Below are 23,912 nucleotides of genomic sequence, written 5' to 3'. Positions count from 1 at the left end.
CGTCTCACCCCTCGATCCGGACCGGCCCGCGTGGGACACTGGCCAGACCATGTCGGGGGATCACAGCACCGGGTCCGGATCGGCCACCGCCCACGCCCGCGGTGTCGCCGATCTGCTGCGCCATGCCCAGGAGGTGGCCCTCGAGCTGGAGGCCTCCGCGGCCGCCGAGGCCGAGCGCATCACCACCGAGGCCAGGCGCCTGCAGGCCGAGGCCCACCTGCTCTACGACGACGCCCGCCACGTGCGCGACACCGCCCAGGCCCAGCTGGTCAACGTCACCGAGCAGCTCGACCGCGCGTCCGAGGACGCGGCCACGATCGTCGCCGACGCGAGCGAGCAGGCCACGATGCTGGTGCGCGACGCCGAGGAGCGCCGCGAGGCCGCCGAGCGCGACGCGGAGAAGGCGCTCGCGGAGGCGCGCGAGCGCACCGACGCGATGCTCACCGAGGCCGCGGTCGAGGCCGGCCGTCTCCTCTCCGACGCCCGCGAGAAGGCCGACGAGATCACCCGCCGGGCCGAGGAGCGCGCCGCCACCGCGGTGGGCACGGCCGAGGCCGACGCCGAGCGCCGCACCACCGAGGCCGAGGAGTACGTCGAGCGCATCGTCAACGAGGCCGAGCAGCACACCCTCGAGATCTCTCAGGCCGCCACGCGCAACGCCGAGATGGTCGTGGAGTCCGCGATCGACGAGGCCGACCGCGCCCGCTCGGAGTCCGAACGGCTGCTGAGCCACGCACGCGAGCAGGCCGAGAGCAGCATCGAGCACGCCCGGGCCGAGTCCGAGCGCACCATCGCGGCCGCCCGGGCCGAACTCGACGACACCCGCACCACGATCGACCTCCTGGTCGGCAACGGCCGGCTCGAGGCCGAGCGGATGCGCCAGCAGGGCCACCGCGACGCCGCCAAGGTCCTGCGCCGCACACACCTCGTCGCCGGTGGGCTCGCCGGCCGGATCCGCCAGCGGCTCTCCGCCCAGCTGGCCGAGGCCGAGGCTGCCGCAGCCGACCTGGCCGGGGCCGCCGACGACGTCCTCTCCGACGCCCAGGAGCGCGCCGAGCGGATCCTGATCGAGGCCGGCCTGGAGGCCACGCGGCTGCGCTCGCAGGCCCAGGCCATGGCCGACGCCACGCAGGAACGGGCCTCCCGCCGCCTGGGCGAGGCCGAGTCGAGTGCCCGCCTGCTGCGCAGCCGGGTCAGCGACGAGGTCCTCACCACCCAGCGCGACGCGCTGCGCGAGAGCAAGGCCCGTCGCGACGAGGCCACCGCCCTGCTCGCAGAGGCGCGCGAGCGCCTGGCGCAGGCCAAGGAGGAGGCCCGCGTCCTCGTGGAGCGGGCCCGCAACGAGGCCGACGCCCTGCTGGTCGCGCGCGACCGCGCGGCCGACGAGCTGGCGCGCCTCTCCGACGTCATCACGGTTCTCTCGGGCCCTGACACCCCTCACCCCGGCAACGAGGAGCACCCATCCGCATGACCGAGTCCACCGCCGACTTCCGCATCGTGCTGCGCGGTTTCGACCCCGCCCAGGTCCAGGCCCGCGTCAACGAGCTCGAGGGCGAGATCGAGCACCTCCGCGAACGTCCCGACAGCGCTCCGGCGCCGGAGGAGCGCCCGCAGGAGCCCGCGTCGTTCGAGCACCTCGGCGAGCGGATGGTCCAGGTCCTGGCCCTCGCCCGCGAGGAGGCCGCCGAGCTGCGCGGGTCTGCCGAGGCGGAGGTGCAGGCCGCGCGCGCGGCCGCCCACGAGGAGATCGCCCGCCTCCGCGAGGAGGCGCAGGTCCATGCCGAGGCCACCCGGGCCGACGCCGAGGCCGAGGCGACCCGCACCGTGGAGGACGCCAGGAGCACCGCTGCCGACCTGCTCGACACCGCCGAGCGCGAGGTCGCCACCCGGCGCCACGAGGCCGAGACCCTCGTCGAACGCCAGCGCGCGAAGGCCGCCGCGGCGAACGCCGACTTCGAGGTGGCCATGGCGGCCCGGCGTGACGCCGCGGAGCAGCAGTTCAACGACGCCGAGGCCGAGCACCGGTCCCGGCTCGACGAGATCGAGCGCCGGGTGAGCGAGCAGCGGGCCGCCGCCGAGGCCGAGCGGGCCGACGCCGAGCGCGAGGCCCGACGCCTGATCGAGGACGCCCAGGCCCGCGCGAACGGCCTCGTCCACGACGCGAAGTCCACGGCCGACCGCATCCGGGCCGAGTCGGAACGAGAAGTTGCCGCCGCGATGCAACGACGCGACAGCATCAACGACCAGCTGGCCAACCTGCGCCAGATGCTGAGCACCCTCACCGGGGGCCCGGCGACCTCCAGGGACGACGCCACGACGTGAGGCGGGACACCCGTCCCGCGTCCCGACGGCCTGTGGCGTGCTTGTCCTCTCTGAGATGATGGTGACACCATGAGCAGCCCCACTTCCTCCTTCCGGACCGTCATGCGCGGGTACGATCCCGCCGAGGTCGACGCCCACATCGCCACGCTCAAGGAGCACGCGAAAGCCCTGCGCCAGCAGATCGCCGAGGTCGAGGAGCGGCTGGCCTCGGTCACCGAGCCCAACTTCTCCCACCTGGGCGCGCGCGTGGGCCAGATCCTGAGCCTCGCCGAGGAGGAGTCGGCCACGCTGCGCAAGGCCACGGCCAAGGAGATCGAGAAGCAGCGCACCGACGCCGCCGACGCCGTGCGCCGGCTCCGCAAGGAGGCCGACGCCTACGACGTCACCACGCGCCGCGAGGCTGACGAGTACGCCGGCGCCACCCGCCGCGAGGCCGACGACTACGCCGAGGCCACCCGCGCCGAGGCGCAGGCCGAGGCCGACCAGGTGCGCAAGCAGGCCCTCGACGAGGCCGCGAAGGTCACGCAGGCCGCGCAGGCCGAGCTCGACCGGATCACGGCCGAGCACCAGCGCGCGGTCGCCGACTTCGAGAAGGACCTCGCTGCTCGCCGGGCCGACGCCGAGGCCAAGCGGGTCGAGGCCGAGCGCACCGAGCGCGAGCGCACCGACGAGGCCCACCGCCAGGCGATCTCCATCGTCGAGAAGGCCAAGGCCGAGGCTGAGCGCGTCCGCCTCGAGTCCGAGCGCGAGGTCGCCGAGATCGAGCGCCGCCGCGAGAGCATCAACGCTCAGCTCACCAACGTGCGTCGTGCGCTGGCCGGTCTGACCGGCGAGGAGGCGCAGGGCGAGCAGGGCGCGCTCTTCGAGGCCTCGAACGACCGCGCCTGATCCACCGCACGAAATCGTGGCCCGCCCCTCCGGGCGGGCCATTTTCGTGCTCGAACGGCTGTCATTTCCGCGCGCAATGAGTCATCATCATCCCCATGGGTCACATCCGCCACATCGGCACCGCGGCGGCCGTGGCCGTCGTCGTGACGGCGCTCGCCGGGGGCGCCGTGGTCGTGGCCCAGGAGCGCGACGGCGTCCGCAACCGCTCGGGGAGCATCGTGGTCGCGCCGGCCGCGGCCAAGCCGGCGCTGCGGCTGAGCGCCACGCCCCGCACCGTCGACGCCGGCAAGGTCATCACCTTCCGCGTTCGGACGTCCACGAAGCACCCGCGATCCGTGCGCCTGCAGCGCTGGGACGCGCGGCGCAAGGTCTGGCGCAATGCCGCCAAGCGGACCGTGCGCGCCAGTGCAACCATCCGGCTCAAGCCCGCGACCGGCAGCGTCCGCTACCGCGCCGTCGCGCCACGCGTGAAGCACCGCTCCGGGGGTCGCACCCACGTCCACGCCACCGCGCGCACGAAGACCCTCGTCGTCACCGCGCGGGCGGTGAAGCGGACCGTGCCCTCGCGCCCCGCCACGCTGACCGCCGACGAGAAGACCCTGCTGGCGGCAGTGCGGTCGGCCAGGACGACCTACGCACGCCCCGGGATCCAGGGTGCCGCGGATCGCGGCGCCGAGGCCTGTCTCACCGCGTCCGCACGCCGCCACTCCGCCTGGATGGCGTCGCTCGGCCGCGCCGTCGATCCCGGGTCCGCCGAGCACCGAGCGGCCGCGCGGCCCCTGCCGGTGGCCGACTGTCCCGGACGCACCGTCACCACCGTCACGCGCGCCGTCGGCGGGTCCACCGCGGCCGCCGCCGTCCAGGGCTCTGTCGACGCCTGGCTGTCGTCCCCCTACGGCGAGACCGGCCGCCTGCTGTCGGCCTGCCACGACGCCCCCGGCTTCGAGTACGGCATCGCCGCGCCCGTGGTCGGCGACACCCGGTGGCTCACCGTCCTGGTCGCCTCGGACACGAGCGCGACCACCGGCTCGGGGGCGTGCTGATGGTCGCCCTGCCCGGGACGCAGCCGCGCCTGTCGGAGTACGCCCAGCACGTGGTCCGACGCTTCACGTACGGCCACAACGGCCGGCTCGAGGCCGACGTCCTGCGCCACCGTGACGTCGATGCCTGGTTCGAGGCCCAGTTGTCCCCCGGACGCGATGCGGAGGCCGACGCCACCCTGGCCTGGTTCCCGCACCTCAAGGACTCGCCCGCGGTCGCCTGGCAGAACGCGCGGGACGGGGTCTACGGCGGCTGGCAGTACGGCAACGACCTCGTCCGCCACTCCCTCTGCCGGCGCGTGGTGGCCGCGAACCAGGTGCACGAGGTGATGGTCGACTTCTGGTCGAACCTGCTGCACATCCCGGCGGGCGAGGACTCGAGCTTCCCGTGGCGCATGCACTACGACACCACCGCCATCCGCCCGCACGCGCTCGGGACCTACCGCGCGCTGCTGCGCGCCGCGGTGACCCATCCGTCGATGTCGGGCTACCTGTCGAACCACCGCAACACCAAGGCCCAGATCAACGAGAACCTGGGTCGCGAGCTGCTCGAGCTCTACACCGTCGGGCGAGCCGCCGGGTACACCGAGGACGACGTCAAGAGCTCGGCCCGGCTGCTCACGGGGTTCACCGTGGCCGTCGGCAAGGACTACGCCGCCGGCTACGACCCGAGCCGGCACCACGTCGGGGCCGTCACCGTGCTGGGCCAGCGGTTCGAGAACGCCGACGCGGACGGCCGGGCCCAGCTGAACGCCTACCTCGACTGGCTGGCCGGGCGGCCCGAGACCGCCGCTCGCATCGCCCGCCGGCTGTGCGTGCGTTTCATCAGCGACGACCCGCCCTCCAGCGCGGTCGACGCGGTGACCGCCACCTATCTCGACTCGGGCAGCGACATCACGGCGTGCCTGCGCACCCTGGTGCGCCACCCTGGCTTCCGTGCGGCCGCGTTCCTGAAGGCGCGCACCCCCGTCGAGGACGTCCTCGCCACGCAGCGCGCGTGCGACATCGTGCCCACGGGCGCCGGCTCGGGCAGTCACGTCGACTCGTTCAGCTGGCAGTGCAGCTGGACCGGACAGGCGCCGTTCTCCTGGCCACGCCCCGATGGCTCGCCGGAGCAGTCCGACACCTACCTCTCCCCCGCCCGCATGCTGCGCACGTGGACCGCGCACTCCTGGATGGCCAGCACCAACGGCTCGCTGAAGCAGGCGAGGCGCCCGCTCGTGCGCGACCTCATCCCGCCGGTGTGGCCGCTGCCGCTGGAGGACCTCGTGCACCACCAGGCCGTGATGATGACCGGCCGCCGCGCCACCCGCGAGACGGTGAACGGCGCCGCGACGCTGATCGACAAGCCCGCCACCCACGTGTTCTCGAAGTCGTGGGAGCGCGAGACCGACTACCTCGCCTGGATGCTGACGCTGATCCGGACGGCGATCCTCAACGCGCCGGAGGCGATGCTGCGATGACCGACGGCCACGACGACGCCTGCGCCGACTACGGCGTCACCCGCCGCAACCTGCTCAAGTCCGCCGGTCTCATCGGCATGGCCGGCGTGTCCACGGCGATGTTCGGCGACGTGCTGACGTCCACGGCCTACGGCGCCACGAACGGCAACATCCTCGTCGTGCTGTCACTGCGCGGCGGGGCCGACGGCATGTCGATGATGGTGCCCCACGCCGAGCCGGCCTACTACGCCGCGCGGCCGTCCATCGCGGTCAGGAAGGGCGAGCTGTTCCGGCCCGACGCGAGCTTCGGCCTGCACCCGTCGTTCGCGCCGCTCGCGGGCCTGTGGGACAGCGGGAGGATGGCCGCCATCCACGCGGTCGGGCTGCCGACGCCGAACCGCTCGCACTTCGAGGCGATGGAGCTCGTGGAGGACGCCGACCCCGGCTCGTCGGAGCGCATCGGCTGGCTCAACCGCGTGATCGGGTGCTTCACCCCCAACGACGTGTTCGACGGCATCCAGGTGGGCTCCACCGTCATGCCGACGGCGCTGATCGGCCCCGAGCCCTCGTTCGCGACCTCGGACTTCACCTCGCTCTCCGCGCCCTGGGCCGACCACGCGACCCTCGGCCCCCGGATGCGCTCGGTCCTGTCCGACATGTACCGCGACGCCGGGACCGTCATCGGCCGGGCGGGCCAGGAGGCCATCGCGCTCGACCGGCGGACCGGGACGATCGCCGCCGAGGAGAAGAAGGGCCCGCAGAACGGGGCCGTCTATCCCCAGCACAACGAGCTCGGGAAGGCCCTGGCGAGCTCGGCCGCGCTGATCCGATCCGGCGTCGGGGTGCGTGCGATCGCCGTGGACTTCGGCGGCTGGGACCACCACGTCGACATCTCGTGGCGGATCAGCCGCCAGATCGAGCAGATGTCGCAGTCCATCGCGGCGTTCCTGACCGACCTGGGCCCGCACGCCTCGCGGGTGACGATCGTGACGCTCAGCGAGTTCGGCCGTCGGCTGGGCCAGAACGGAGCGGCCGGGCTCGACCACGGCTACGGGAACGCGGTCTTCGCGTTCGGCGCCGGCGTCAGGGGCGGCTACTACGCGAACTGGCCCACGCTCGCGAACGGCAAGCAGGTCGACGGCGACCTCGCCGTGACCACGGACTACCGCAACGTGCTGGGCGAGATCCTGCAGGCGCGCTTCCCCGAGGTGGGCGTCGGGACCGTCTTCCCGGGCCTAAGCCGGACGACCCTGGGCTTCATGTCGCCCCACTGACCGCGGGGCTCAGCGATCAGTTCGGGAACTGGCGCACGCGCCGGCCGCCGATGTCCTCGACGGTGATCGCGATGTGCGTGGACTCGCCCGTCGCGCCCGCCCACGAGCTCGGCAGTCGCGTGCCGAACGACTCCAGCTGCTCGGCCGTGGCCTCCTGCGCGGTTCCGCGCACGATCACGCTCCAGCCGGTCTGGTAGGTGTCGTCGTGGTGATCCGCCTCGAGGACGAACCGGCGATCGACGATCGTGGCGAGCCCGGAGGTGCGGCTCGTGCTGATCAGGATCGTGCCGTCGTCGTACGCGTAGTTGACGGGCAGCAGCTCCAGGCGCTCGCCGGTGTCGAACGCGATCCGCGCGAACCTGCCGACCTTCAGCAGCTCACGGCACTCGTCCTGGTCCAACTCCTGGATCGTTCCGGTGCTCATGAATCCATTGTGCACGTGTGAGCCACGTTACGGTGAGCCCATGAACTCGCTCCGGAGCCCCTGGCTCGCCGCCTTCGGCATCGCCGTCGTGGTGCACCTGGCCCTCGTGCTCGCCGAGGCACAGCCCTGGGACAGCATCACCAAGTGCCTCATCGCCCCCCTCCTCGTGGCCTGGGTCATCGAGCAGCACGGTCCGCGACTCCTCGCGATCGCGCTGGTCCTGTGCCTGTTCGGTGACCTCTTCCTCGAGATCGACGGCCTCTTCATCGCCGGCATGGCGTCCTTCGCCGCGGCGCACGTGTGCTTCGTGACCTTCTTCGTCCGTCGCGGCGCGCTCGACGTGCTGCGCCGCACCGTCTGGATCCCGCTCGCCCTCGCGGCCGGGGCGGTCCTGCTGCTGGCCTGGGTCTGGTCGGGCCTCGAGCCGGGGCTGCGTGGCCCGGTCGTCGTCTACGCCCTGCTGCTCGCCTCGACGGCCGCCACGGCGCTCGCGGTGGATCTTCGGGCCGGGATCGGCGCGTTGCTGTTCCTCTTCAGCGACGGCCTCATCGCGGCGCGCATCGCCGACCGGGTCCCCGAGGACTCCGCCTTCGGCGGCTTCGTCGTCATGCTGACCTACTCGCTCGCCCTGTTCCTCCTCGCGACGGCGATCGTCCAGAAGGAGGCGCGCAGCCGCGCCGCCGGAGGGTTCGATGCGACGCGGGCCACGGACTGCTGGCCGAAGCTCCCGGCGGGGGCGCTGTGAGCACCGTGGAGGCCGCGGGCCTCACCTTCGACCTCGACCTGTTCGGCCCTGAGGACGGCACGCCGGTGGTCCTCCTGCACGGCTGGCCCCAGGACCGTCGCTCGTGGCGCGGTGTCGCCGAGCGTCTCGCCGCCGAGGGACTGCGGGTCGTCGTCCCCGACCAGCGCGGCTACAGCCCGGGAGCGCGTCCCGAGGGGGTCGAGCACTACCGCGCCGAGATCCTCGCCGACGACGTCGTCGCGATCATGGCGGCGCTCGGGCACGAGCGGTTCCACCTCGTCGGCCACGACTGGGGCGCTGCCGTCTCGTGGGTCGTGGCCACGCGCCACGCCCACCGCGTGCTGACGCTGACGGCCGTGTCCGTTCCGCACCTGGCCGCCTACAACGAGGCGCTGGCCGGCGACCCCGACCAGCAGCAGCGCGGCGCGTACATCGGGCTGCTGCGCCGACCGGGCAAGGCCGAGGAGGTCCTGCTCGAGGACGACGGCGCCCGCCTGCGCGCGATGTACGGCGGTGACGTCGAGCCCGAGGACGAGGCCGCCTACGTCGACAAGCTGGCCGAGCCGGGCGCCCTCACGGCCACCCTGAACTGGTACCGCGCGATGGGCCCCGAGCTCTCGGCGACGCCCGAGGTCACCGTGCCCACCACGTTCGTCTGGGGCGCCACCGACCTCGCGATCGGTCGCTACGGCGCCGAGCGCTGCGGCGACCACGTCAGCGGCGACTACCGCTTCGTCGAGATCGACAGCGGCCACTGGCTCCCCGACACCCACCCGGACCTGCTCGCCTCCGAGATTCTCGAGCGGGTGCGAAGCGCCGGAAACGGCATGATGGACGCATGACGGATCGCGCAGGACAGCCGGCCGCGGCGGAGGACCTCGTCGACCTGGCCCATCTGGTGACGGCCTACTACACGTTGCGACCCGACCCCGACGTGGTCGAGCAGCGCGTGGCGTTCGGCACGAGTGGCCACCGTGGGTCGAGCCTGAACACCGCGTTCAACGAGGCCCACATCGCGGCGACGACCCAGGCGATCTGCGACTACCGCGCCCACCAGGGCATCGACGGGCCGCTGTTCATCGGACGCGACACCCACGCCCTCTCCGAGCCGGCGTGGGCCACGGCGATCGAAGTGCTGGTCGGCAACGACGTCGACGTGCTGGTGGACGACCGCGACGGGTACACGCCCACGCCTGCGGTGTCGCACGCGATCCTGCGAGCCAATCGCGGCAGGACCACCGGCCTGGCCGACGGGATCGTCGTGACGCCGTCGCACAACCCGCCCGCCGACGGCGGCTTCAAGTACAACCCGCCCCACGGTGGTCCCGCCGACAGCGACGCCACGTCCGTCATCGCGGCCCGGGCGAACGAGCTCATCGCCGCGGGCCTCTCGGGCGTGCGCCGCGTCCCCTTCTCCCGCGCCCGCGCCGCCTGCCGCCCCTACGACTTCCTCGGGACGTACGTCGACGACCTCCCGAACGTCGTCGACCTCGAGGCCATCGCGGGTGCCGGCGTGCGGATCGGCGCCGACCCCCTCGGCGGCGCGAGCGTGGCGTACTGGGGTGAGATCGCCGACCGGCACGGGCTCGACCTCACCGTGGTCAACCCGCTCGTGGACGGCACGTTCCGCTTCATGACCCTGGACTGGGACGGCAAGATCCGGATGGACTGCTCGTCGCCCGCCGCCATGGCCTCGCTCATCGAGCAGCGCGACCGGTTCGACGTGGCCACGGGCAACGACGCCGACTCCGACCGGCACGGCATCGTCACCCCCGACGCCGGCCTGATGAACCCCAACCACTTCCTCGCGGTCGCGATCGCCCACCTCTTCGGCGGCAGCCGCCCCGACTGGCCCGCCGGGGCGCGGATCGGCAAGACGCTGGTGTCGTCCTCGATGATCGACCGGGTCGCGCAGGAGATCGGCCGTCCGCTCGTGGAGGTCCCTGTCGGGTTCAAGTGGTTCGTGCCGGGGCTCATCGACGGCTCGTTCGGCTTCGGCGGCGAGGAGTCGGCCGGCGCGTCGTTCCTGCGGCGCGACGGCGGCGTCTGGACGACCGACAAGGACGGCATCATCGCGGCGCTGCTGGCCTCGGAGATCATCGCCACCACCGGGAAGACGCCGAGCGTGCTCTACGGCGAGCTGGTCGAGCGGCACGGCGATCCCGCCTACGCCCGCGTGGACGCCCCCGCCGACCGCGACCAGAAGGCCCGGCTCGGGAACCTGAGCCGCGACGACGTCACGGCCACCGAGCTGGCCGGTGAGCCGATCACGGCGGTGCTGACGGAGGCTCCGGGCAACGGCGCGGCCATCGGCGGCCTGAAGGTCACGACGGAGTCGGCGTGGTTCGCCGCCCGGCCGTCGGGCACCGAGGACGTCTACAAGATCTACGCCGAGTCGTTCCGCGGCGCCGACCACCTGGCCGAGGTGCAGGCCGCGGCGAAGTCGGTGGTCGACGCGGCACTGGCCTCGGACTGACTCAGGCGAACGGCCAGTTGCGGTCGGGGATCGTCAGCCCGCGGCCCAGCTCGTGGGCGCGCTTGTTCCAGTCCATCGTGCGCGCCGCGATCCAGTAGCGCTGCTGCGCCATCAGCATCGTCAGGCTCGACCCGATGGCCTTCTCGAAGCTCTGGCCCATCGTGATCGCGATCTCGCGCGCCGCGCGGGCGTCGTGGGCCGCGTCGTGCGCCTTGTCGAGCCGGACGCCGTAGTGCGCCGCGACATCGGCCAGCCGGCGCTGTCCCTCACGCTCGCGGTCGATGCCCCAGTCGATGACGAACGGGTCGACGACGAGCAGCCGGTCCCAGTCGGGCTGGTCGAGGTCGTGGCGGATCGCCTCGGCGCGCAGCAGCGTGAGGTCGAACGAGGCGTTGTAGACGACCAGGCCGATGCGGCGCTCGATCACGTCGTGGACCCAGGCCAGCACGGGCCGCAGCGCCTGCGCCGACATCGGCGCCCGCGCGAGGTCGGAGGCGGTGATGCCGTGGATGTCGGCCGAGGACTCGGGGATCGGCACGCCGGGGTTGACCATGCCCATGAGGTCCCCGCCGACGTCCGACAGCGCGGCGAAGCTCAGGATCCGGTCCTTGTGGGGATCGATTCCCGTGGTCTCGAAGTCGAGGGACGCGAGCGGCTGGCGGTACCAGGCGTTCGGGTCCTCGCGCGGGGGCAGGACGTTCTTGGCGCGCCGTCCCGCGCCGGGACGACCCGGCTCGGACGTGGGACGGGCGGACGCTTCAGGCATGCGGCGGTTCCTCTCGGTGCTCGGTGTTCGACTCTGCCGTCCCCGCCCGCGTCGCCGCGTCCCGTTCCGCCAACTGACCCTCGAGTCGGGAGACCTGGCCCTTGCGTCGCCGTGCCGCGGTGATCGTGGCGATCAGGGCGAACGACGCCAGCACGCCCACGAGGGCGCCGAAGAAGGTCGCCCACTGGAAGCCGGGCGCCTCGTTCACCAGCGTGATCCATCCGGCGTCCGACGCACTGTTGTCGCCGAGGCTGATCGACAGGGTGAGCCAGTTCGGCGCCGCCAGCAGCAAGGCCACCAGGAAGACACCGATCTTCCACGGCCACTTCAGGAACGGGCGTCGTACCTGCCACACGACGAGCACCGGGAGGAAGCTGAAGATGAAGCCGTAGAACACACCCCAGAAGATGCCGACGGTCATGCGTCCGTCGACCTGGTTCCCGACGCGTTGGGCCCACCAGCGCGGCAGAGCCGCGGCCAGCAGTCCGTAGACGACGAGAGCCGCCACCACGAGCACGAGCACGACGACGATCCGTCGTACCCAGATCTCGGCCCCGGTCCGAGTCCCGGGACCTTCTGACGGCAGACCTGCGGAACGGGTGTTCGCGGGGTCGGCCATGGCGTCCATTCTCGCACTCCTGGCGGACAGTTCACAGGGGGCTACCCGCTAGGGTTGGCCCGAGCCCATGGTCTTCCTCGTCGCGCTGCACTTTCTCGTTGCAGCGGTCGCCCCTGCGCTCGTCCGCATCGTGGATAGACGGGCTTTCCTCGTCCTCGCGCTCGTCCCGGCGGCCTCGTTCGTGTGGCTCCTGGGGCCAGTCTCGCGCGCCACCGGCGGCGATCCGACGTACGAGCACCGGGCCTGGATTCCCCAGATCGGGCTCGACCTGGACTTCGCCGTGAACTCCCTCAGCGGGATCGTGGCCCTGCTCGTCACGGGCGTCGGCGCCCTCGTGCTCGTCTACTGCGCCTGGTACTTCCGGCCCAAGGACACCGAGATCTGGCGCTTCTCCGGCGTCCTGACCGCCTTCGCCGGCGCGATGCTCGGCCTGGTGCTCGCCGACAACGTCTACGTGCTCTACGTGTTCTGGGAGCTCACGACCGTCCTGTCGTTCCTGCTGATCGGCCACAACCCCGAGCGCCGCGCCAACCGTCGCGCCGCCCTCAACGCGCTCATCGTGACCACGTTCGGTGGCCTGGCGATGCTGGTGGGCCTGGTCGGACTGCACCTGCTGAGCGGCACGGCGCGGCTGAGCGAGATCCTCGCCGACCCGCCCGAGCCGAGCACCGCGGTGACCGCGTCGATCGCCCTGGTCCTGGTGGGCGCGCTCTCCAAGTCGGCCCTGCTGCCGTTCCACTTCTGGCTCCCGGGCGCGATGGCCGCCCCCACCCCCGTGAGCGCCTACCTGCACGCCGCGGCCATGGTCAAGGCCGGCATCTACCTCGTCGCGCTGCTGGCCCCCGCCTTCGCCGAGACTCCGGGGTGGCGCCCCGTGCTGATCGGCCTCGGCGTCGCCACGATGATCCTCGGCGGACTGCGCGCGCTGCGGCAGTACGACGTGAAGCTGCTGCTGGCCTACGGCACGGTCAGCCAGCTGGGCTTCCTCATGGCGGTGGTCGGTGCGGGCACGCGGTCGGCCGCGTTCGCCGGACTGGCCCTGGTCTGCGCGCACGGCCTGTTCAAGTCGGCCCTCTTCCTGGTCGTCGGCGTGATCGACCGCTCGGTCGGCACGCGCGACCTGCGCGAGCTGTCCGGCCTGCGGCAGGCCCGCCCCCTGCTCTTCGTCACCACGGTCGTCGCCGCGGCGTCCATGGCCGGCCTGCCCGTGCTGTTCGGCTTCACCGCGAAGGAGGCGGCCTTCGCGGCCTTCGTCGATCTCGGCCACGACCTCGGTCACCCGGCCTGGGGTCTGGTCGCCCTCGCGGGCATCGTGCTCGGCTCCGTGCTCACCGTGGCGTACAGCGCCCGCTTCGTCTGGGGCACGTTCGCCGACAAGCCCGGCGTCGAGCCGTGCAGGCCCCGCGACTTCTCCCCCTGGTTCGCGGCAGTGCCCGCCGTGCTGGCGGTCCTCAGCCTCGTCGCCGGACTCGCCGGGCCGTTCCTGACCCCGCGGCTGGCCACCTACTCCGACCAGTTCCCGGCGGGGTCGCACGAGGCGGTGCTGACGCTGTGGCACGGCTTCACGCCGGCCCTGTGGCTGTCGGTCCTCGCCGTCGCGGCCGGCATCGCCCTGTTCGTGTGGCGCCGCCCCGTGGCGGCCGCGCAGCACGCGATCGTCGACCGGCTTCCCTTCCCCGACGCCGAGCGCGCCTACCAGGGCGTCATGCGCGGGGTCGATCGTCTCGCCGTCGAGGTCACCGGCCGCACGCAGCGGGGCTCGCTGCCGGTCTACCTCGGCATCATCCTGGTGACGCTCGTGGTGGTGCCGGGCACCGCCCTGGTGCGCGCGTGGGAGCGACCCGACGTCCGGCTCTCCGACAACCCGCTGCAGATCGTCGTCGGCGTCGTGATGATCGCGGCGGCCGTGCTCACCGTCCGGTCGCGACGCCGCCTGCGCGCGGTGCTCCTGCTCGGCGTCACGGGCTACGGCACCTCGATCCTGTTCGTCGCCCACGGCGCCCCCGACCTCGCGCTCACGCAGGTGCTCGTCGAGACGTTCCTGCTCGTCACGTTCGTGCTCGTGCTGCGCCGCCTCCCCCCGTTCTTCAGCGACCGGCCGTTCAACATCGCCCGCTGGTGGCGCGTCGGCGTCGGCACGGCCGTGGGCCTGTCGGTGGCCGGCTTCGCGTTCGTCGCCACCAACGCCCGCACCGCCACCCCCATCTCCGCGGGCTGGGCCGAGCCGGCCTACGAGTACGGCGGGGGCAAGAACATCGTCAACGTGGCCTTGGTCGACATCCGGGCCTGGGACACCATCGGCGAGCTGAGCGTCCTCGTGGTCGCCGCGACCGGCATCGCCAGCCTGATCTTCCTGCTGACCGACCGCGCCGGGCGCCAGGTGCGCCCGCGCCGCGTGGTCACCACCGACTCCAACGCCTGGCTCGCGGCCAACCTCCACGACCAGCGCCGCTCGATCGTCTTCGAGATCGTCACCCGCCTGGTCTTCCACACGGTGATCGTGTTCTCGGTGTACCTCATGATCTCGGGCCACAACTCCCCCGGCGGCGGCTTCGCCGGCGGTCTCATCGCCGGGCTCGCGCTGATGATCCGCTACCTCGCCGGAGGTCGTGAGGAGCTCGACAACGCGGCACCCGTCGACGCCGGATTCGTGCTGGGCCTGGGCCTCGCGGTCGCCGCCCTCTCGGGCCTGCTGCCCACGTTGCTCGGCGGCGGCGTCCTGCAGAGCGCCATCATCGACGTCCCGATCCCCGTGCTCGGCGAGCTGCACCTGGTCACGTCGGTCTTCTTCGACATCGGCGTGTACCTCGTCGTCGTCGGCCTGGCCCTCGACGTGCTGCGCAGCCTCGGCAGTGGCATCGACGCCCACATGGAGGACGAGGACGCCGGCCCGCCCGACCCCCGGAAGGACCAGGTGCCGGCGTGACTGCGAACCTGATGCTCATCGTCGTCGTCGGTGTCCTCGTGGGCAGCGGCGTCACACTCGTGCTCGAGCGCAGCCTGACCCGCATCCTCGTGGGCTTCGTCCTCATCGGCAACGGCCTCAACGTGCTGTTCCTCGTGGTCTCCGGACCCGCCGGGGCGGCGCCGATCCTGGGCCTGTCCGGTGACCCGATGGCCGATCCGCTGCCGCAGGTGATGGCGCTGACGGCGATCGTGATCACCCTGGGCACCACCGCGTTCGGGCTGGCCCTGGCCTACCGGGCATGGCAGCTGACCGGCACCGACGACGTGCAGGACGACGTCGAGGACGACCTGATCCGCCGGCGCGCCGAGCGCGACGAGGTCTCGGCCACCTTCGACGAGGCCGACTCCGAGCTTCCCGACGAGGGCTACGCGGGCGACTCCACGCTCGCGCCCGAGGACGACGAGGTGCCCGCATGAGCGAGAGCCTGCTGGACCAGCTGGTCCTCGCCCCCGTGATCCTGCCCCTGCTGGGCGCGGGCCTGTGCCTCGCGTTCGGCCGGTTCGCCGGGGCCCAGCGCGTCATCAGCATCCTCACACTGCTGGCCGTCGTGGCCTCGGCCACCGTGCTCCTGGTCCGCGCGGACCAGCACGGCCCGCAGGCGTTCAACGTGGGAGGCTGGCCCGCCGAGATCGGCATCAGCCTCGTCGCCGATCGACTCAGCTCCCTGCTGCTGCTGATCTCGACGATCGTCACCTTGTGCGTGCTGCTGTACTCGATCGGCCAGGGCATCGTGGAGTTCGGCCGCGACACCCCGCTCTCGGTCTTCTACCCCACGTTCCTGGTGCTGAGCGCCGGCGTGTCCAACGCCTTCCTCTCGGCCGACCTGTTCAACCTGTTCGTGGGCTTCGAGATCCTGCTGGCGTCGTCGTACGTGCTCATCACGCTGGGCGGCACCGAGGCACGCGTGCGCTCGGGAACGATCTACATCATCGTGAGCCTGGCCTCGTCGGCCCTGTTCCTCATCGCGATCGCCTGCGTCTACGCCGCCACCGGCACGGTGAACTTCGCCCAGCTCGCGCTGCGTCTGCAGGACCTGCCCGACAGCACCGCCACGATGCTGCAGCTGCTGCTCCTGCTGACCTTCGCGGTCAAGGCGGCGGTGTTCCCGCTGTCGGCGTGGCTCCCCGACTCCTATCCGACCGCCCCGGCGCCGGTCACGGCCGTGTTCGCCGGCCTGCTGACCAAGGTCGGCGTCTACGCGATGCTGCGCACCCAGACGCTGATGTTCCCGACGCACGAGCTGCGCACGATCCTGCTGTGGGCCTCGGTGCTGACGATGGTGGTGGGCATCATGGGCGCGGTCGCCCAGTCGGACATCAAACGTGTGCTGTCGTTCACCCTGGTCAGCCACATCGGCTACATGCTCTTCGGCATCGCCCTGGGCAGCGAGCTCGGCGTGGCCGGCGCGATCTTCTACATCATCCACCACATCACGGTGCAGACCACGCTCTTCCTGGTCGCCGGCCTGGTGGAGTACCGGTCCGGGACGACGAACCTCGACCGGCTCGGCGGGCTGGCCCGCTACGCACCGGTGCTGTCCGTCATGTTCTTCGTCCCGGCCATGAACCTGGCCGGGATCCCGCCGTTCTCGGGCTTCCTGGGCAAGCTGGCGCTGCTCGAGGCGGGCGCGGAGGCGGGCGACTGGCTCGCGCTGCTCGGCGTCGGGGCCGCGGTGGCCACGAGCCTGCTCACGCTGTACGCCGTCGCGAAGATCTGGAACCGCGCCTTCTGGCAGCCGCTCGCCGACCCCGAGGACGACACCCCGGTGCCGTTCGGCCCGGCCGGCCTCGGTGGCTCGCTGCACGGCCGCAGCGGCGTCTCCACCGCCACCCAGCGCGAGACCACCTGGAAGACCGACACCGAGGGCGAGCGACTGCCCGCCCGCATGGCGCTCCCCACGATCGCGCTCGGCGTGGTCACCGTCGCCCTGACGGTGTTCGCCGGCCCGCTCTTCGCGATGACCGAGCGCGCCGCCGACGAGCTGCACGAGCGCACCCCCTACATCGAGGCGGTGTTGGGCGATGGCTGACCGCACGCGGGGACTGCACCCCTGGCACGTCCCGGTGATCCTGTGGCTCACGGTCGTGTGGCTGCTGCTGTGGGGCGAGCTCACCCCCATCAACCTCATCGGCGGGCTGCTCGTGAGCGCGATCATCGTCGTGGTGTTCCCGTTCCCGCGCGTGTCGGTGAACGGCACGATCCGGCCGTGGGCCTCCGTGGTGCTGGTGGCGCGATTCCTCGCCGACCTGAGCGTCGCGAGCTTCACCGTGGCCTGGCTCGCCGTCCGCCCGAAGGCGCCGCCGCCCAGCGCGGTGCTGCGGATCGACCTCGTCAGCCACTCCGAGCTGCGGCAGACCCTCACCGGCGAGCTGGTCTCCCTGGTGCCCGGCTCGCTGCTCATCGAGCTCGACTCCGAGGGCCGGCGGATGTGGCTTCACGTGCTGGACGCCGGCAGCCCGGAGCGCGTCGAGATCGCCCGCCGCAAGGCCCGGCTGCAGGAGCACCGCCTGCTCAAGGCCATCGGCACCGAGGCCGAGATCAGCGAGAGCGAACGCCGACTCCTCGAGGAGCACGCATGAACTTCGTCGGAATCGTCTGTGCCGTCCTGCTGGGCCTCACGGGCCTGCTGTGCCTGGTCCGCATCGTCCGCGGTCCCACGATGCTCGACCGCACCGTCGCGTCGGACGTGTTCGTGGCGGCGTGCGTCGGCGCGATCGGCGTCGAGGCGGCGATCGGGCGCCACAACACCACCCTGCCGATCCTCGTGGCCCTCGCGCTCGTGGCGTTCCTCGGCTCGGTCAGCATCGCGCGCTACGCCGCGCAGGCGTCGGGCGGTGGCCAGTGATGGACTGGACCCTCGTCGCCGACGTCCTCTCCGGCACGTTCCTGATCCTGGGCGCCTCGTTCGCACTGGTCGCCGCCATCGGCGTGGTGCGCTTCCCCGACGTGCTCACCCGGATGCACGCGGCCACGAAGCCGCAGACCTTCGGGCTGCTGCTCATCCTGGCCGGGCTCGCCCTGCGGATCGAGAGCCTGGGCGATCTCACCCTCGTCGCGGTCGTGGCGCTGTTCCAGCTGCTGACGGCCCCGGTGTCGGCGCACATGGTCGGACGGGCCGCCTTCCGGGCCGATCAGGTCGACCGTGAGGCGCTGGTCGTCGACGAGGGCGATTGACTCTGGGCAGCGGCCCTTCCGACCCCTAGAGTGCGGGCATGATCCGATTGCTCATCCGCACGGTCGTCAGCCTCGTCTCCGCTGCCATCGGCCTGCTCGTGGCCGATGCCGTGCTGGACGACCTCGAGGTCACCCCGTCGGGCTTCATCATCACCGTGGTCATCTTCGCGCTGGCGCAGGCGATCCTCGCACCGGCCGTGTTCGTGGCGGTGCGACGGAACGCCGAGGCGTTCCTCGGCGGCGTCGGCATCGTGTCCACGCTCGTGGCGCTCTTCGTCGCGACCCTGTTCGGCGATGCCCTCACGATCGACGGCCTGAGCACGTGGCTGCTGGCCGCGGTGATCGTGTGGCTGGCGTCGGCACTGGCGTCGTTCCTGGTGCCGTTCCTGCTCGTGAAGGCGGGCGTCGAGAACGCCCGCGAGCGCAGGGCCTGAGACTCAGTCGGCGAGGTCGACCACGACGGGTGCGTGGTCGCTGGCGCCCTTGCCCTTGCGCTCCTCGCGGTCGATGAACGCTCCCTCGACGCGCGCGGCCAGGGCCGGCGACCCGAGCACGAAGTCGATCCGCATGCCCTTCTTCTTCGGGAAGCTCAGCTGCGTGTAGTCCCAGTACGTGTACACGCCCGGGCCGGGGGTGTGCGGCCGGACCACGTCGGCGTAGCCGGTGTCGACGATCGCCGCGAACGCGGCGCGCTCGGCGGGCGACACGTGGGTGCGCCCCTCGAAGACGGCCATGTCCCACACGTCGTCGTCCTGCGGCGCGATGTTCCAGTCGCCGGTCAGCGCGATCTGGGCGTCGGGGTCCTCGGCCAGCCACGCCTCGCCGGAGGCGCGCAGCCGCGCCAGCCAGTCGAGCTTGTAGGCGTAGTGGGCGTGGTCGAGATCGCGCCCGTTGGGCACGTACAGGCTCCACATCCGCACGCCACCGCACGTGGCGCCGATGGCGCGCGGCTCGAGCAGGTCCTCGAACATCGGCTGGTCGACGCCGAACGAGCGCTCGACGTCCTCCAGGCCGACGCGGGAGATGATCGCGACGCCGTTCCACTGGTTGACGCCGACGTGGGCGTACTCGTAGCCCAGCGCACTCAGCTCGAGGGCCGGGAACTGGTCCTCACGGCACTTCGTCTCCTGGATCGCCAGGACGTCGACGTCATGGCGTTCGAGCCAGCTGACGACGCGACCGATGCGGCTGCGGACGGAGTTGACGTTCCACGTCGCGATCCGCATCAGAAGTCGACTCGCAGGGGGTAGGAGGAGTTTCCGTCGGCGGGGGTGTTCACGCCCAGGACGTGGGTCAACTGGATCTCGTTCCTCTCGAAGGCCAACCTCGATCCTGCCATGTAGAGACCCCACACCTTGGCCCGGCCCGGGGTGACCTCGTCGAGCGCCTCGTCCCAGTGATCCACCAGGTTCTGGCACCACGCCTTGAGCGTCAGCGCGTAGTGGTCGCGCAGGTCCTCGAGGTGGCGCACCTCGAATCCGGCGTCCTGCATCGCCGTGACGATGGTGCCCGCACCCGTCAGCTCGCCGTCGGGGAACACGTACCGGTCGATGAACTGCCCAGCGTTGGCGGGGCCCGTGTTGTCGCGGCGCGTGATGCAGTGGTTGAGCATGCGGCCGTCGACCTTGACCCTGCTGCGGGCGAACTCGAAGTAGGCGGCGTAGTTCCTCACGCCGATGTGCTCGGTGAGGCCGATCGAGCTGATGGCGTCGAACCCGGTCTCGGTGACGTCGCGGTAGTCGCTGTGGCGCACCTCCGCCAGGCTCGACAGGCCCTCGCGCTCGATCGCGGCCCCGGCCCAGGCGGCCTGCTCGCGCGAGAGCGTGACGCCGAGCGCCCGGACGCCGTAGTGCTGGGCGGCGTGGCGGACCATGCCGCCCCAACCGCAGCCCAGGTCGAGCAGGCGGTCGCCGGCCTTGAGGTCGAGCTTGCGGCAGATCAGGTCGTACTTCTCGCTCTGGGCCTCCTCCAGGCTGGCATCTGCCTTGGGGAACACGGCGCACGTGTAGGTCATCGACGGGCCGAGCACCAGCTCGTAGAAGCGGTTCGAGACGTCGTAGTGGTGCTCGATGGCCTCGGCGTCGCGCGCCTTGCTGTGCCGCAGGCCCTCGAGGGCCCGGCGCCACTTCGGCAGGTGCTCCTCCGTGGGCGGCGTGGGCGGCTTGAGGTTCCCCAGGCCCAGGCTGCGGACGATCCGCACCATCTCCGGCGCGCTCGGCACCCGGAAGCGCAGACGGCTCATGAGCGCGACCATGATGTCGTAGGGGTCGCCGGGGTGGACGCCGTCGATCTCGAGGTCGCCCGAGACGTAGGCGCGGGCGAACCCGAGGTCGCCCGGGGCGGTCATGAGGTAGGCCAGCCCTCGCTCGTTGAGCAGGCGCAGGCGCAGGAGGGAGTCCTCGGGGCCCAGCGAGCTGCCGTCGAACGCCTCGAACCGGATGGGCATGCCATTACGCAGCAGCCGGTCGAATGCCTGAGCGATCGTGAGTCGCGTCTCGGATGCGATGCTCATGAGTTCCTCACCGCCTTGTCGTACAGAGTGTGGAGTCGGGCCTGCGGGTCGTACTGGTCGCGCACGCGGTCGAGGCCCGCGGTGTCGTAGAGGGAGTCGAAGGTCTGCCGGTCGTAGAACGCCTCGGAGTACAGCGACTTGTGGCCGCCGAGCCGGTGCACCTCGGCCTCGACGCGGCGGTTGACCGTGCCGGGCGCGGTGCCGGCCGGGACGACGACCGTGCCCCAGAAGCCGACGTTCACGTAGACCTCGCCGGGCGCCAACGGATAGGTGGGCCAGGCGCGGCGGGTGCGCAGCGGGCACAGCCAGACGGGACGCATCCCTACCTCGCGGTCGAACCACGTGAGGAAGTCGTCGAGCCGCTCCAGCGGGACCTCGATGTCCTGGATGATGCGCTCGCGGCCGGGGACGGCCCGGACCTGGTCGAGCAGGCGGCTGATCCCCACCTTCGAGTCGAGCCCGACGATGCGGTGGTAGACGTCGCTGCGGCGCCAGCGGCGCGGCCAGACCCGGCGGACGAGCGGGTGCTGCGCGCCGAACGCGCCCGAGCACCAGAACCAGTCGGTGTCCCAGCGCCACAGGTAGTCGTGGATCGTGAGGACGTCGTCGGCGCGCTCCCGGATCGAGCGGTAGAAGACGTCCTGGCCGGTGTAGTCGCTGGTGGCCCCGGCGCCGTCGGTGAACTGCGCCAGCGTCAGGTAGACCTCGTCGGGCGTGAACGCGGTGCCGTCGACCGCGTCGACTGCCACCCCGTGCCACGTGCCGGCGTCGGCGATCTCGGCGATGGCCTTGGCCGCGTCGACGACGGACCCGAACCGGACGTGTCGCAGCCGCACCTGGGCGGGGGCGGGCTCCAGGGCGATCCGCAGCCGCACCGCGTAGCCGAGGCTGCCGTAGGAGTTGGGGAACGCGGCGAACAGCTCGGCGTGCTCGTTGTCGGGCGTGGCCGTGACGATCTCGCCCGAGCCGGTGAGGACGTCCATCTCGAGCACCGCCTCGTGGGGCAGGCCCAGCCGCAGCGACGTGGACTCGATGCCCAGCCCGGTGACCGCGCCGCCGAGGGTGATGGTGCGCAGCTGTGGCACCACCGTGGGCATCAGACCGTGGGCCAGCGTCTCGTCGACGAGGCGCTCGTAGGTGCACATGCCCTGGACGTCGGCGGTGCGGGCCACCGGGTCTATCGCGATGACGTCGTCGAGGCCCGAGACGTCGAGGCCGGGACCGTCGGGACGCGAGCGCGGCCGGAAGAGGTTCGACGTGCGCTTCGCGAGGCGGACCGGCTGGTCGGGCGGAATCGCGTCCCACGAGGCGCGGAGTGCGGCGACGGCGTTCGCGTGCTTCGTCCACCCTCGCATGCAAGCAGGCTAGCGCTGCGGACCGACGAGCCGCCAGACCAAGATCTCGGCGCCCTCCCCGGCGAGTCGGAGCGTCGTTGCGCCGTCGACACGCAGCTCGTCGCCGGCGTCGAGTCGGGTGCCGTCGACCGTGGCCGGGCCCCGGGTGACGTGCAGGAGCGCGCCACCGTCGGCGACGACCTCGATCGGGGCCTCGGCGGGACGCGCCACGAGCAGCCGGGCGTCGGCGTGGACGGGCACCGTCTCGTGCAGTCCCGGGCCGTCGGGGACCTGCACCTGGGCGTACTCGGGAGCGTCCCCGTTGCGGCTGCGCAGCATCATCTGGACGAAGCGCAGCGGCGCGGAGTCGCTCGCGTTGCGCTCGGCGTGGGTGACGCCCGAGCCCGCGCTGAGCCGCTGGGCCAGGCCCGGGGCGACCTCGCCGCGCTGTCCCGTGGAGTCCTCGTGGGCGAGCACCCCGTCGAGGACCCACGTGACGATGTCGGCGTCGGCGTGGTGGTGCTCGTCGTAGCCGGCGCCCGGCGCGAGCCGCTCCTCGTTGATCGCGACGATCGGGCCGAAGGCGACGTTCGCGGCGTCGTAGTGCCTGCCGTAGGAGAACGAGTGGAGCGTCTCGGTGCCGTCGGCGACGGTGCGGTAGCGCTCTGCGGCCCTCCGGACGACGCGCTCAGGCATAGCCGAGCTCGTGCAGTCGGGCGTCGTCGATGCCGAAGAAGTGCGCGATCTCGTGGACCACGGTGATGCGGACCTCCTCCACCACGTCCTCCTCCGTGTCGCAGATCGCGAGCGTGGGGTGGCGGTAGACGAAGATGCGGTCGGGCACGACGCCCGCGTACGTGGAGTCGCGCTCGGTCAGCGGGATGCCGTCGTAGAGCCCCAGCAGGTGGGGGTCGTGCGGCGGCGCGTCGTCCTCGATGAACAGCACCACGTTGTCGAGCAGGTCGGCCAGTTCGGCGGGCACCTCGGCCAGCGCGGCGGTCACCAGCTGCTCGAACCGGTCCGCGTCGAGGTCGATCACGCCCCGAGTCTAGGAGGCGCCCCGCAGCGCTGGCAGCGACGTTCGCGGGGGCGACACGCCGGCGTGAGCCCCTGAAACGTCACGGCCACCGCGTCGGACCGGAGCGACAGGTTGCCCTATGCTGGTCTGGTTGTCCGGCCCCCTTCGTCTAGCGGCCTAGGACGCCGCCCTTTCAAGGCGGTAGCGCGGGTTCGAATCCCGTAGGGGGTACTTCCGACGCACCGTCCCCGACCCGATCTGCTGCCATGCCTTCACGCACCTTGCCTCCCGCCGCACCCGCGGAGGACGAGTCCCCCCGCCTGCACTGGGCCGCCATGACCTTCACGATCCTCGTGATGATCGGCGCCGCCGTCGTCGGGCTCACCGCGGACGACCACTTCACCCGGCTCACGATGGCCGCGAGCGTCGTCGGGTGCATCGCGCTGTGGCAGACCCTGCGCGACCCGGTGGTGCTGACGGGCCTGACCATCGTGATCCTGGGTGCCGTCCTGGGCTGGGGCCTGGACTTCTACGACCGCATCTGGTGGTACGACGATTTCGCGCACTTCACCTTCTCGCTCGTGAGCACGATGGGGATCGCCCGGCTGGTGCTGCATCGGTACCGCGCCGACACGGCCGCGCTGCTGCTGGTCGCGCTGTGGCTGTCGTGGCTCGGCATCGGCTCGCTGTGGGAGATCGGCGAGTGGGCCTCGGACCAACTGCAGTCGACCCACCACTCGCGCGGCTACGCCGACACGATGCTCGACATGATCCTCAACTCCACCGGGTCCGCAATCGGCATCGCGATCTACTGGCGCTGGCTGCGCACCCCGGCCGACGTCGCGAGTGTCACCGCCCCGGAGCCGCAGCCCCGCTAGGTTCGAGGGAACCGACCTGCGGAAGGCACCAC

Annotated in this window: 25 protein-coding genes and 1 tRNA gene; 18 read left to right on the top strand and 8 right to left on the bottom strand. The window is 71.9% G+C overall.

From position 1 onward, the window contains the following. Window positions 1–49 precede the first annotated feature (49 nt). The 6 genes from B2363_RS14650 (at window position 50) to B2363_RS14625 (ending at window position 6,966) form a co-directional block, all read left to right on the top strand. Window positions 50–1,471 (top strand): hypothetical protein, encoded by a 1,422-nt coding sequence (locus B2363_RS14650; protein ID WP_286931055.1) that lies wholly within the window; start codon window positions 50–52, stop codon window positions 1,469–1,471. After that, the gene (locus B2363_RS14645) at window positions 1,468–2,322 is read left to right on the top strand and encodes a cellulose-binding protein (RefSeq protein WP_181753042.1); all 855 of its coding nucleotides are present in this window, start codon (window positions 1,468–1,470) and stop codon (window positions 2,320–2,322) included. Before B2363_RS14650 ends, B2363_RS14645 begins: the two co-directional genes overlap by 4 nt. Before the next feature lie 69 nt (window positions 2,323–2,391). Then, entirely contained in the window at window positions 2,392–3,210 is an 819-nt protein-coding gene (locus B2363_RS14640) for a DivIVA domain-containing protein (protein ID WP_286931052.1), read from the top strand. A 95-nt stretch (window positions 3,211–3,305) separates the two neighbouring features. Further along, entirely contained in the window at window positions 3,306–4,253 is a 948-nt protein-coding gene (locus tag B2363_RS14635) for a hypothetical protein (RefSeq protein WP_286931050.1), read from the top strand. After that, on the top strand, window positions 4,193–5,713 hold the full coding sequence (locus tag B2363_RS14630; RefSeq protein ID WP_286931048.1) for a DUF1800 domain-containing protein: 1,521 nt from the start codon (window positions 4,193–4,195) through the stop codon (window positions 5,711–5,713). Before B2363_RS14635 ends, B2363_RS14630 begins: the two co-directional genes overlap by 61 nt. Then, complete coding sequence (locus tag B2363_RS14625; RefSeq protein WP_286931047.1) at window positions 5,710–6,966, top strand: DUF1501 domain-containing protein; 1,257 nt, start codon at window positions 5,710–5,712, stop codon at window positions 6,964–6,966. The genes B2363_RS14630 and B2363_RS14625 overlap by 4 nt, the downstream gene beginning before the upstream one ends. 16 nt (window positions 6,967–6,982) lie before the next feature. Here the strand turns inward: B2363_RS14625 and B2363_RS14620 are convergent, their stop codons facing one another. Next, window positions 6,983–7,390: a pyridoxamine 5'-phosphate oxidase family protein gene (locus B2363_RS14620; protein ID WP_181753051.1), complete on the bottom strand. Its 408-nt coding sequence runs from the start codon at window positions 7,388–7,390 to the stop codon at window positions 6,983–6,985. Between the two features lie 40 nt (window positions 7,391–7,430). Here B2363_RS14620 and B2363_RS14615 point away from each other — a divergent pair, with 40 nt between their 5' ends. The 3 genes from B2363_RS14615 to pgm are packed head-to-tail and all read left to right on the top strand — an operon-like array spanning window position 7,431 to window position 10,611. After that, window positions 7,431–8,135 (top strand): lysoplasmalogenase, encoded by a 705-nt coding sequence (locus B2363_RS14615; protein WP_181753053.1) that lies wholly within the window; start codon window positions 7,431–7,433, stop codon window positions 8,133–8,135. Continuing rightward, window positions 8,132–8,977 (top strand): alpha/beta fold hydrolase, encoded by an 846-nt coding sequence (locus tag B2363_RS14610; RefSeq protein WP_286931046.1) that lies wholly within the window; start codon window positions 8,132–8,134, stop codon window positions 8,975–8,977. Before B2363_RS14615 ends, B2363_RS14610 begins: the two co-directional genes overlap by 4 nt. Then, on the top strand, window positions 8,974–10,611 hold the full coding sequence (gene pgm / locus B2363_RS14605) for a phosphoglucomutase (alpha-D-glucose-1,6-bisphosphate-dependent) (RefSeq protein WP_286931045.1): 1,638 nt from the start codon (window positions 8,974–8,976) through the stop codon (window positions 10,609–10,611). The genes B2363_RS14610 and pgm overlap by 4 nt, the downstream gene beginning before the upstream one ends. 1 nt (window position 10,612) lies before the next feature. Here pgm and B2363_RS14600 read toward each other — a convergent pair whose 3' ends face one another. Both B2363_RS14600 and B2363_RS14595 read right to left on the bottom strand, forming a co-directional pair. Next, on the bottom strand, window positions 10,613–11,377 hold the full coding sequence (locus B2363_RS14600) for an exonuclease domain-containing protein (RefSeq protein ID WP_286931044.1): 765 nt from the start codon (window positions 11,375–11,377) through the stop codon (window positions 10,613–10,615). Continuing rightward, a complete protein-coding gene (locus B2363_RS14595; RefSeq protein ID WP_181753061.1) occupies window positions 11,370–11,996 on the bottom strand; it encodes a hypothetical protein in 627 nt (208 codons plus the stop codon). The genes B2363_RS14600 and B2363_RS14595 overlap by 8 nt, the downstream gene beginning before the upstream one ends. Before the next feature lie 67 nt (window positions 11,997–12,063). On the opposite strand from B2363_RS14595, the gene B2363_RS14590 reads away from it, so the two are divergent. The 7 genes from B2363_RS14590 to B2363_RS14560 are packed head-to-tail and all read left to right on the top strand — an operon-like array spanning window position 12,064 to window position 18,572. Next, a complete protein-coding gene (locus B2363_RS14590; protein ID WP_286931043.1) occupies window positions 12,064–14,922 on the top strand; it encodes a Na+/H+ antiporter subunit A in 2,859 nt (952 codons plus the stop codon). Further along, window positions 14,919–15,380 carry a Na(+)/H(+) antiporter subunit C gene (locus B2363_RS14585; protein WP_286931042.1) on the top strand — a complete coding sequence of 154 codons (462 nt, stop codon included), beginning with the start codon at window positions 14,919–14,921 and terminating at the stop codon, window positions 15,378–15,380. The genes B2363_RS14590 and B2363_RS14585 overlap by 4 nt, the downstream gene beginning before the upstream one ends. Next, complete coding sequence (locus B2363_RS14580) at window positions 15,377–16,993, top strand: Na+/H+ antiporter subunit D (RefSeq protein ID WP_286931041.1); 1,617 nt, start codon at window positions 15,377–15,379, stop codon at window positions 16,991–16,993. Before B2363_RS14585 ends, B2363_RS14580 begins: the two co-directional genes overlap by 4 nt. Then, entirely contained in the window at window positions 16,986–17,543 is a 558-nt protein-coding gene (locus B2363_RS14575; protein WP_286931040.1) for a Na+/H+ antiporter subunit E, read from the top strand. The genes B2363_RS14580 and B2363_RS14575 overlap by 8 nt, the downstream gene beginning before the upstream one ends. Next, window positions 17,540–17,809 carry a monovalent cation/H+ antiporter complex subunit F gene (locus B2363_RS14570; protein ID WP_181753066.1) on the top strand — a complete coding sequence of 90 codons (270 nt, stop codon included), beginning with the start codon at window positions 17,540–17,542 and terminating at the stop codon, window positions 17,807–17,809. Before B2363_RS14575 ends, B2363_RS14570 begins: the two co-directional genes overlap by 4 nt. Continuing rightward, complete coding sequence (gene mnhG / locus B2363_RS14565; protein WP_181753068.1) at window positions 17,809–18,138, top strand: monovalent cation/H(+) antiporter subunit G; 330 nt, start codon at window positions 17,809–17,811, stop codon at window positions 18,136–18,138. Before B2363_RS14570 ends, mnhG begins: the two co-directional genes overlap by 1 nt. 38 nt (window positions 18,139–18,176) lie before the next feature. Continuing rightward, the gene (locus B2363_RS14560) at window positions 18,177–18,572 is read left to right on the top strand and encodes a phage holin family protein (protein ID WP_286931039.1); all 396 of its coding nucleotides are present in this window, start codon (window positions 18,177–18,179) and stop codon (window positions 18,570–18,572) included. Window positions 18,573–18,575: 3 nt separating this feature from the next. Here the strand turns inward: B2363_RS14560 and B2363_RS14555 are convergent, their stop codons facing one another. From B2363_RS14555 to B2363_RS14535, 5 genes are read right to left on the bottom strand one after another with little or no spacing between them, the layout of a single operon-like run. Continuing rightward, on the bottom strand, window positions 18,576–19,364 hold the full coding sequence (locus B2363_RS14555) for an exodeoxyribonuclease III (RefSeq protein ID WP_286931038.1): 789 nt from the start codon (window positions 19,362–19,364) through the stop codon (window positions 18,576–18,578). Beyond that, window positions 19,364–20,650, bottom strand: a complete 1,287-nt coding sequence (locus B2363_RS14550; RefSeq protein WP_286931037.1) for a class I SAM-dependent methyltransferase — start codon at window positions 20,648–20,650, stop codon at window positions 19,364–19,366. Before B2363_RS14550 ends, B2363_RS14555 begins: the two co-directional genes overlap by 1 nt. After that, on the bottom strand, window positions 20,647–22,005 hold the full coding sequence (locus B2363_RS14545; RefSeq protein WP_286931036.1) for an FAD-binding oxidoreductase: 1,359 nt from the start codon (window positions 22,003–22,005) through the stop codon (window positions 20,647–20,649). The genes B2363_RS14550 and B2363_RS14545 overlap by 4 nt, the downstream gene beginning before the upstream one ends. 9 nt (window positions 22,006–22,014) lie before the next feature. Further along, entirely contained in the window at window positions 22,015–22,680 is a 666-nt protein-coding gene (locus B2363_RS14540; protein ID WP_286931035.1) for a pirin family protein, read from the bottom strand. Next, window positions 22,673–23,023, bottom strand: coding sequence for a metallopeptidase family protein (locus B2363_RS14535; protein ID WP_078699288.1), 351 nt, complete (start codon window positions 23,021–23,023; stop codon window positions 22,673–22,675). The genes B2363_RS14540 and B2363_RS14535 overlap by 8 nt, the downstream gene beginning before the upstream one ends. 137 nt (window positions 23,024–23,160) lie before the next feature. Here B2363_RS14535 and B2363_RS14530 point away from each other — a divergent pair. Both B2363_RS14530 and B2363_RS14525 read left to right on the top strand, forming a co-directional pair. Further along, window positions 23,161–23,233 (top strand) — tRNA-Glu (locus B2363_RS14530). Window positions 23,234–23,268: 35 nt separating this feature from the next. Next, window positions 23,269–23,880 carry a hypothetical protein gene (locus B2363_RS14525; RefSeq protein WP_286931034.1) on the top strand — a complete coding sequence of 204 codons (612 nt, stop codon included), beginning with the start codon at window positions 23,269–23,271 and terminating at the stop codon, window positions 23,878–23,880. The last annotated feature ends 32 nt before the right edge of the window (window positions 23,881–23,912 follow it).

The sequence above is a fragment of the Aeromicrobium sp. UBA7512 genome, from assembly GCF_002476985.1.
In the GTDB taxonomy this organism is placed as follows: domain Bacteria; phylum Actinomycetota; class Actinomycetes; order Propionibacteriales; family Nocardioidaceae; genus Aeromicrobium; species Aeromicrobium phoceense.
Note: the sequence above shows the minus strand (reverse complement) of the source record. Positions and strands in the feature narration are given on the sequence as shown.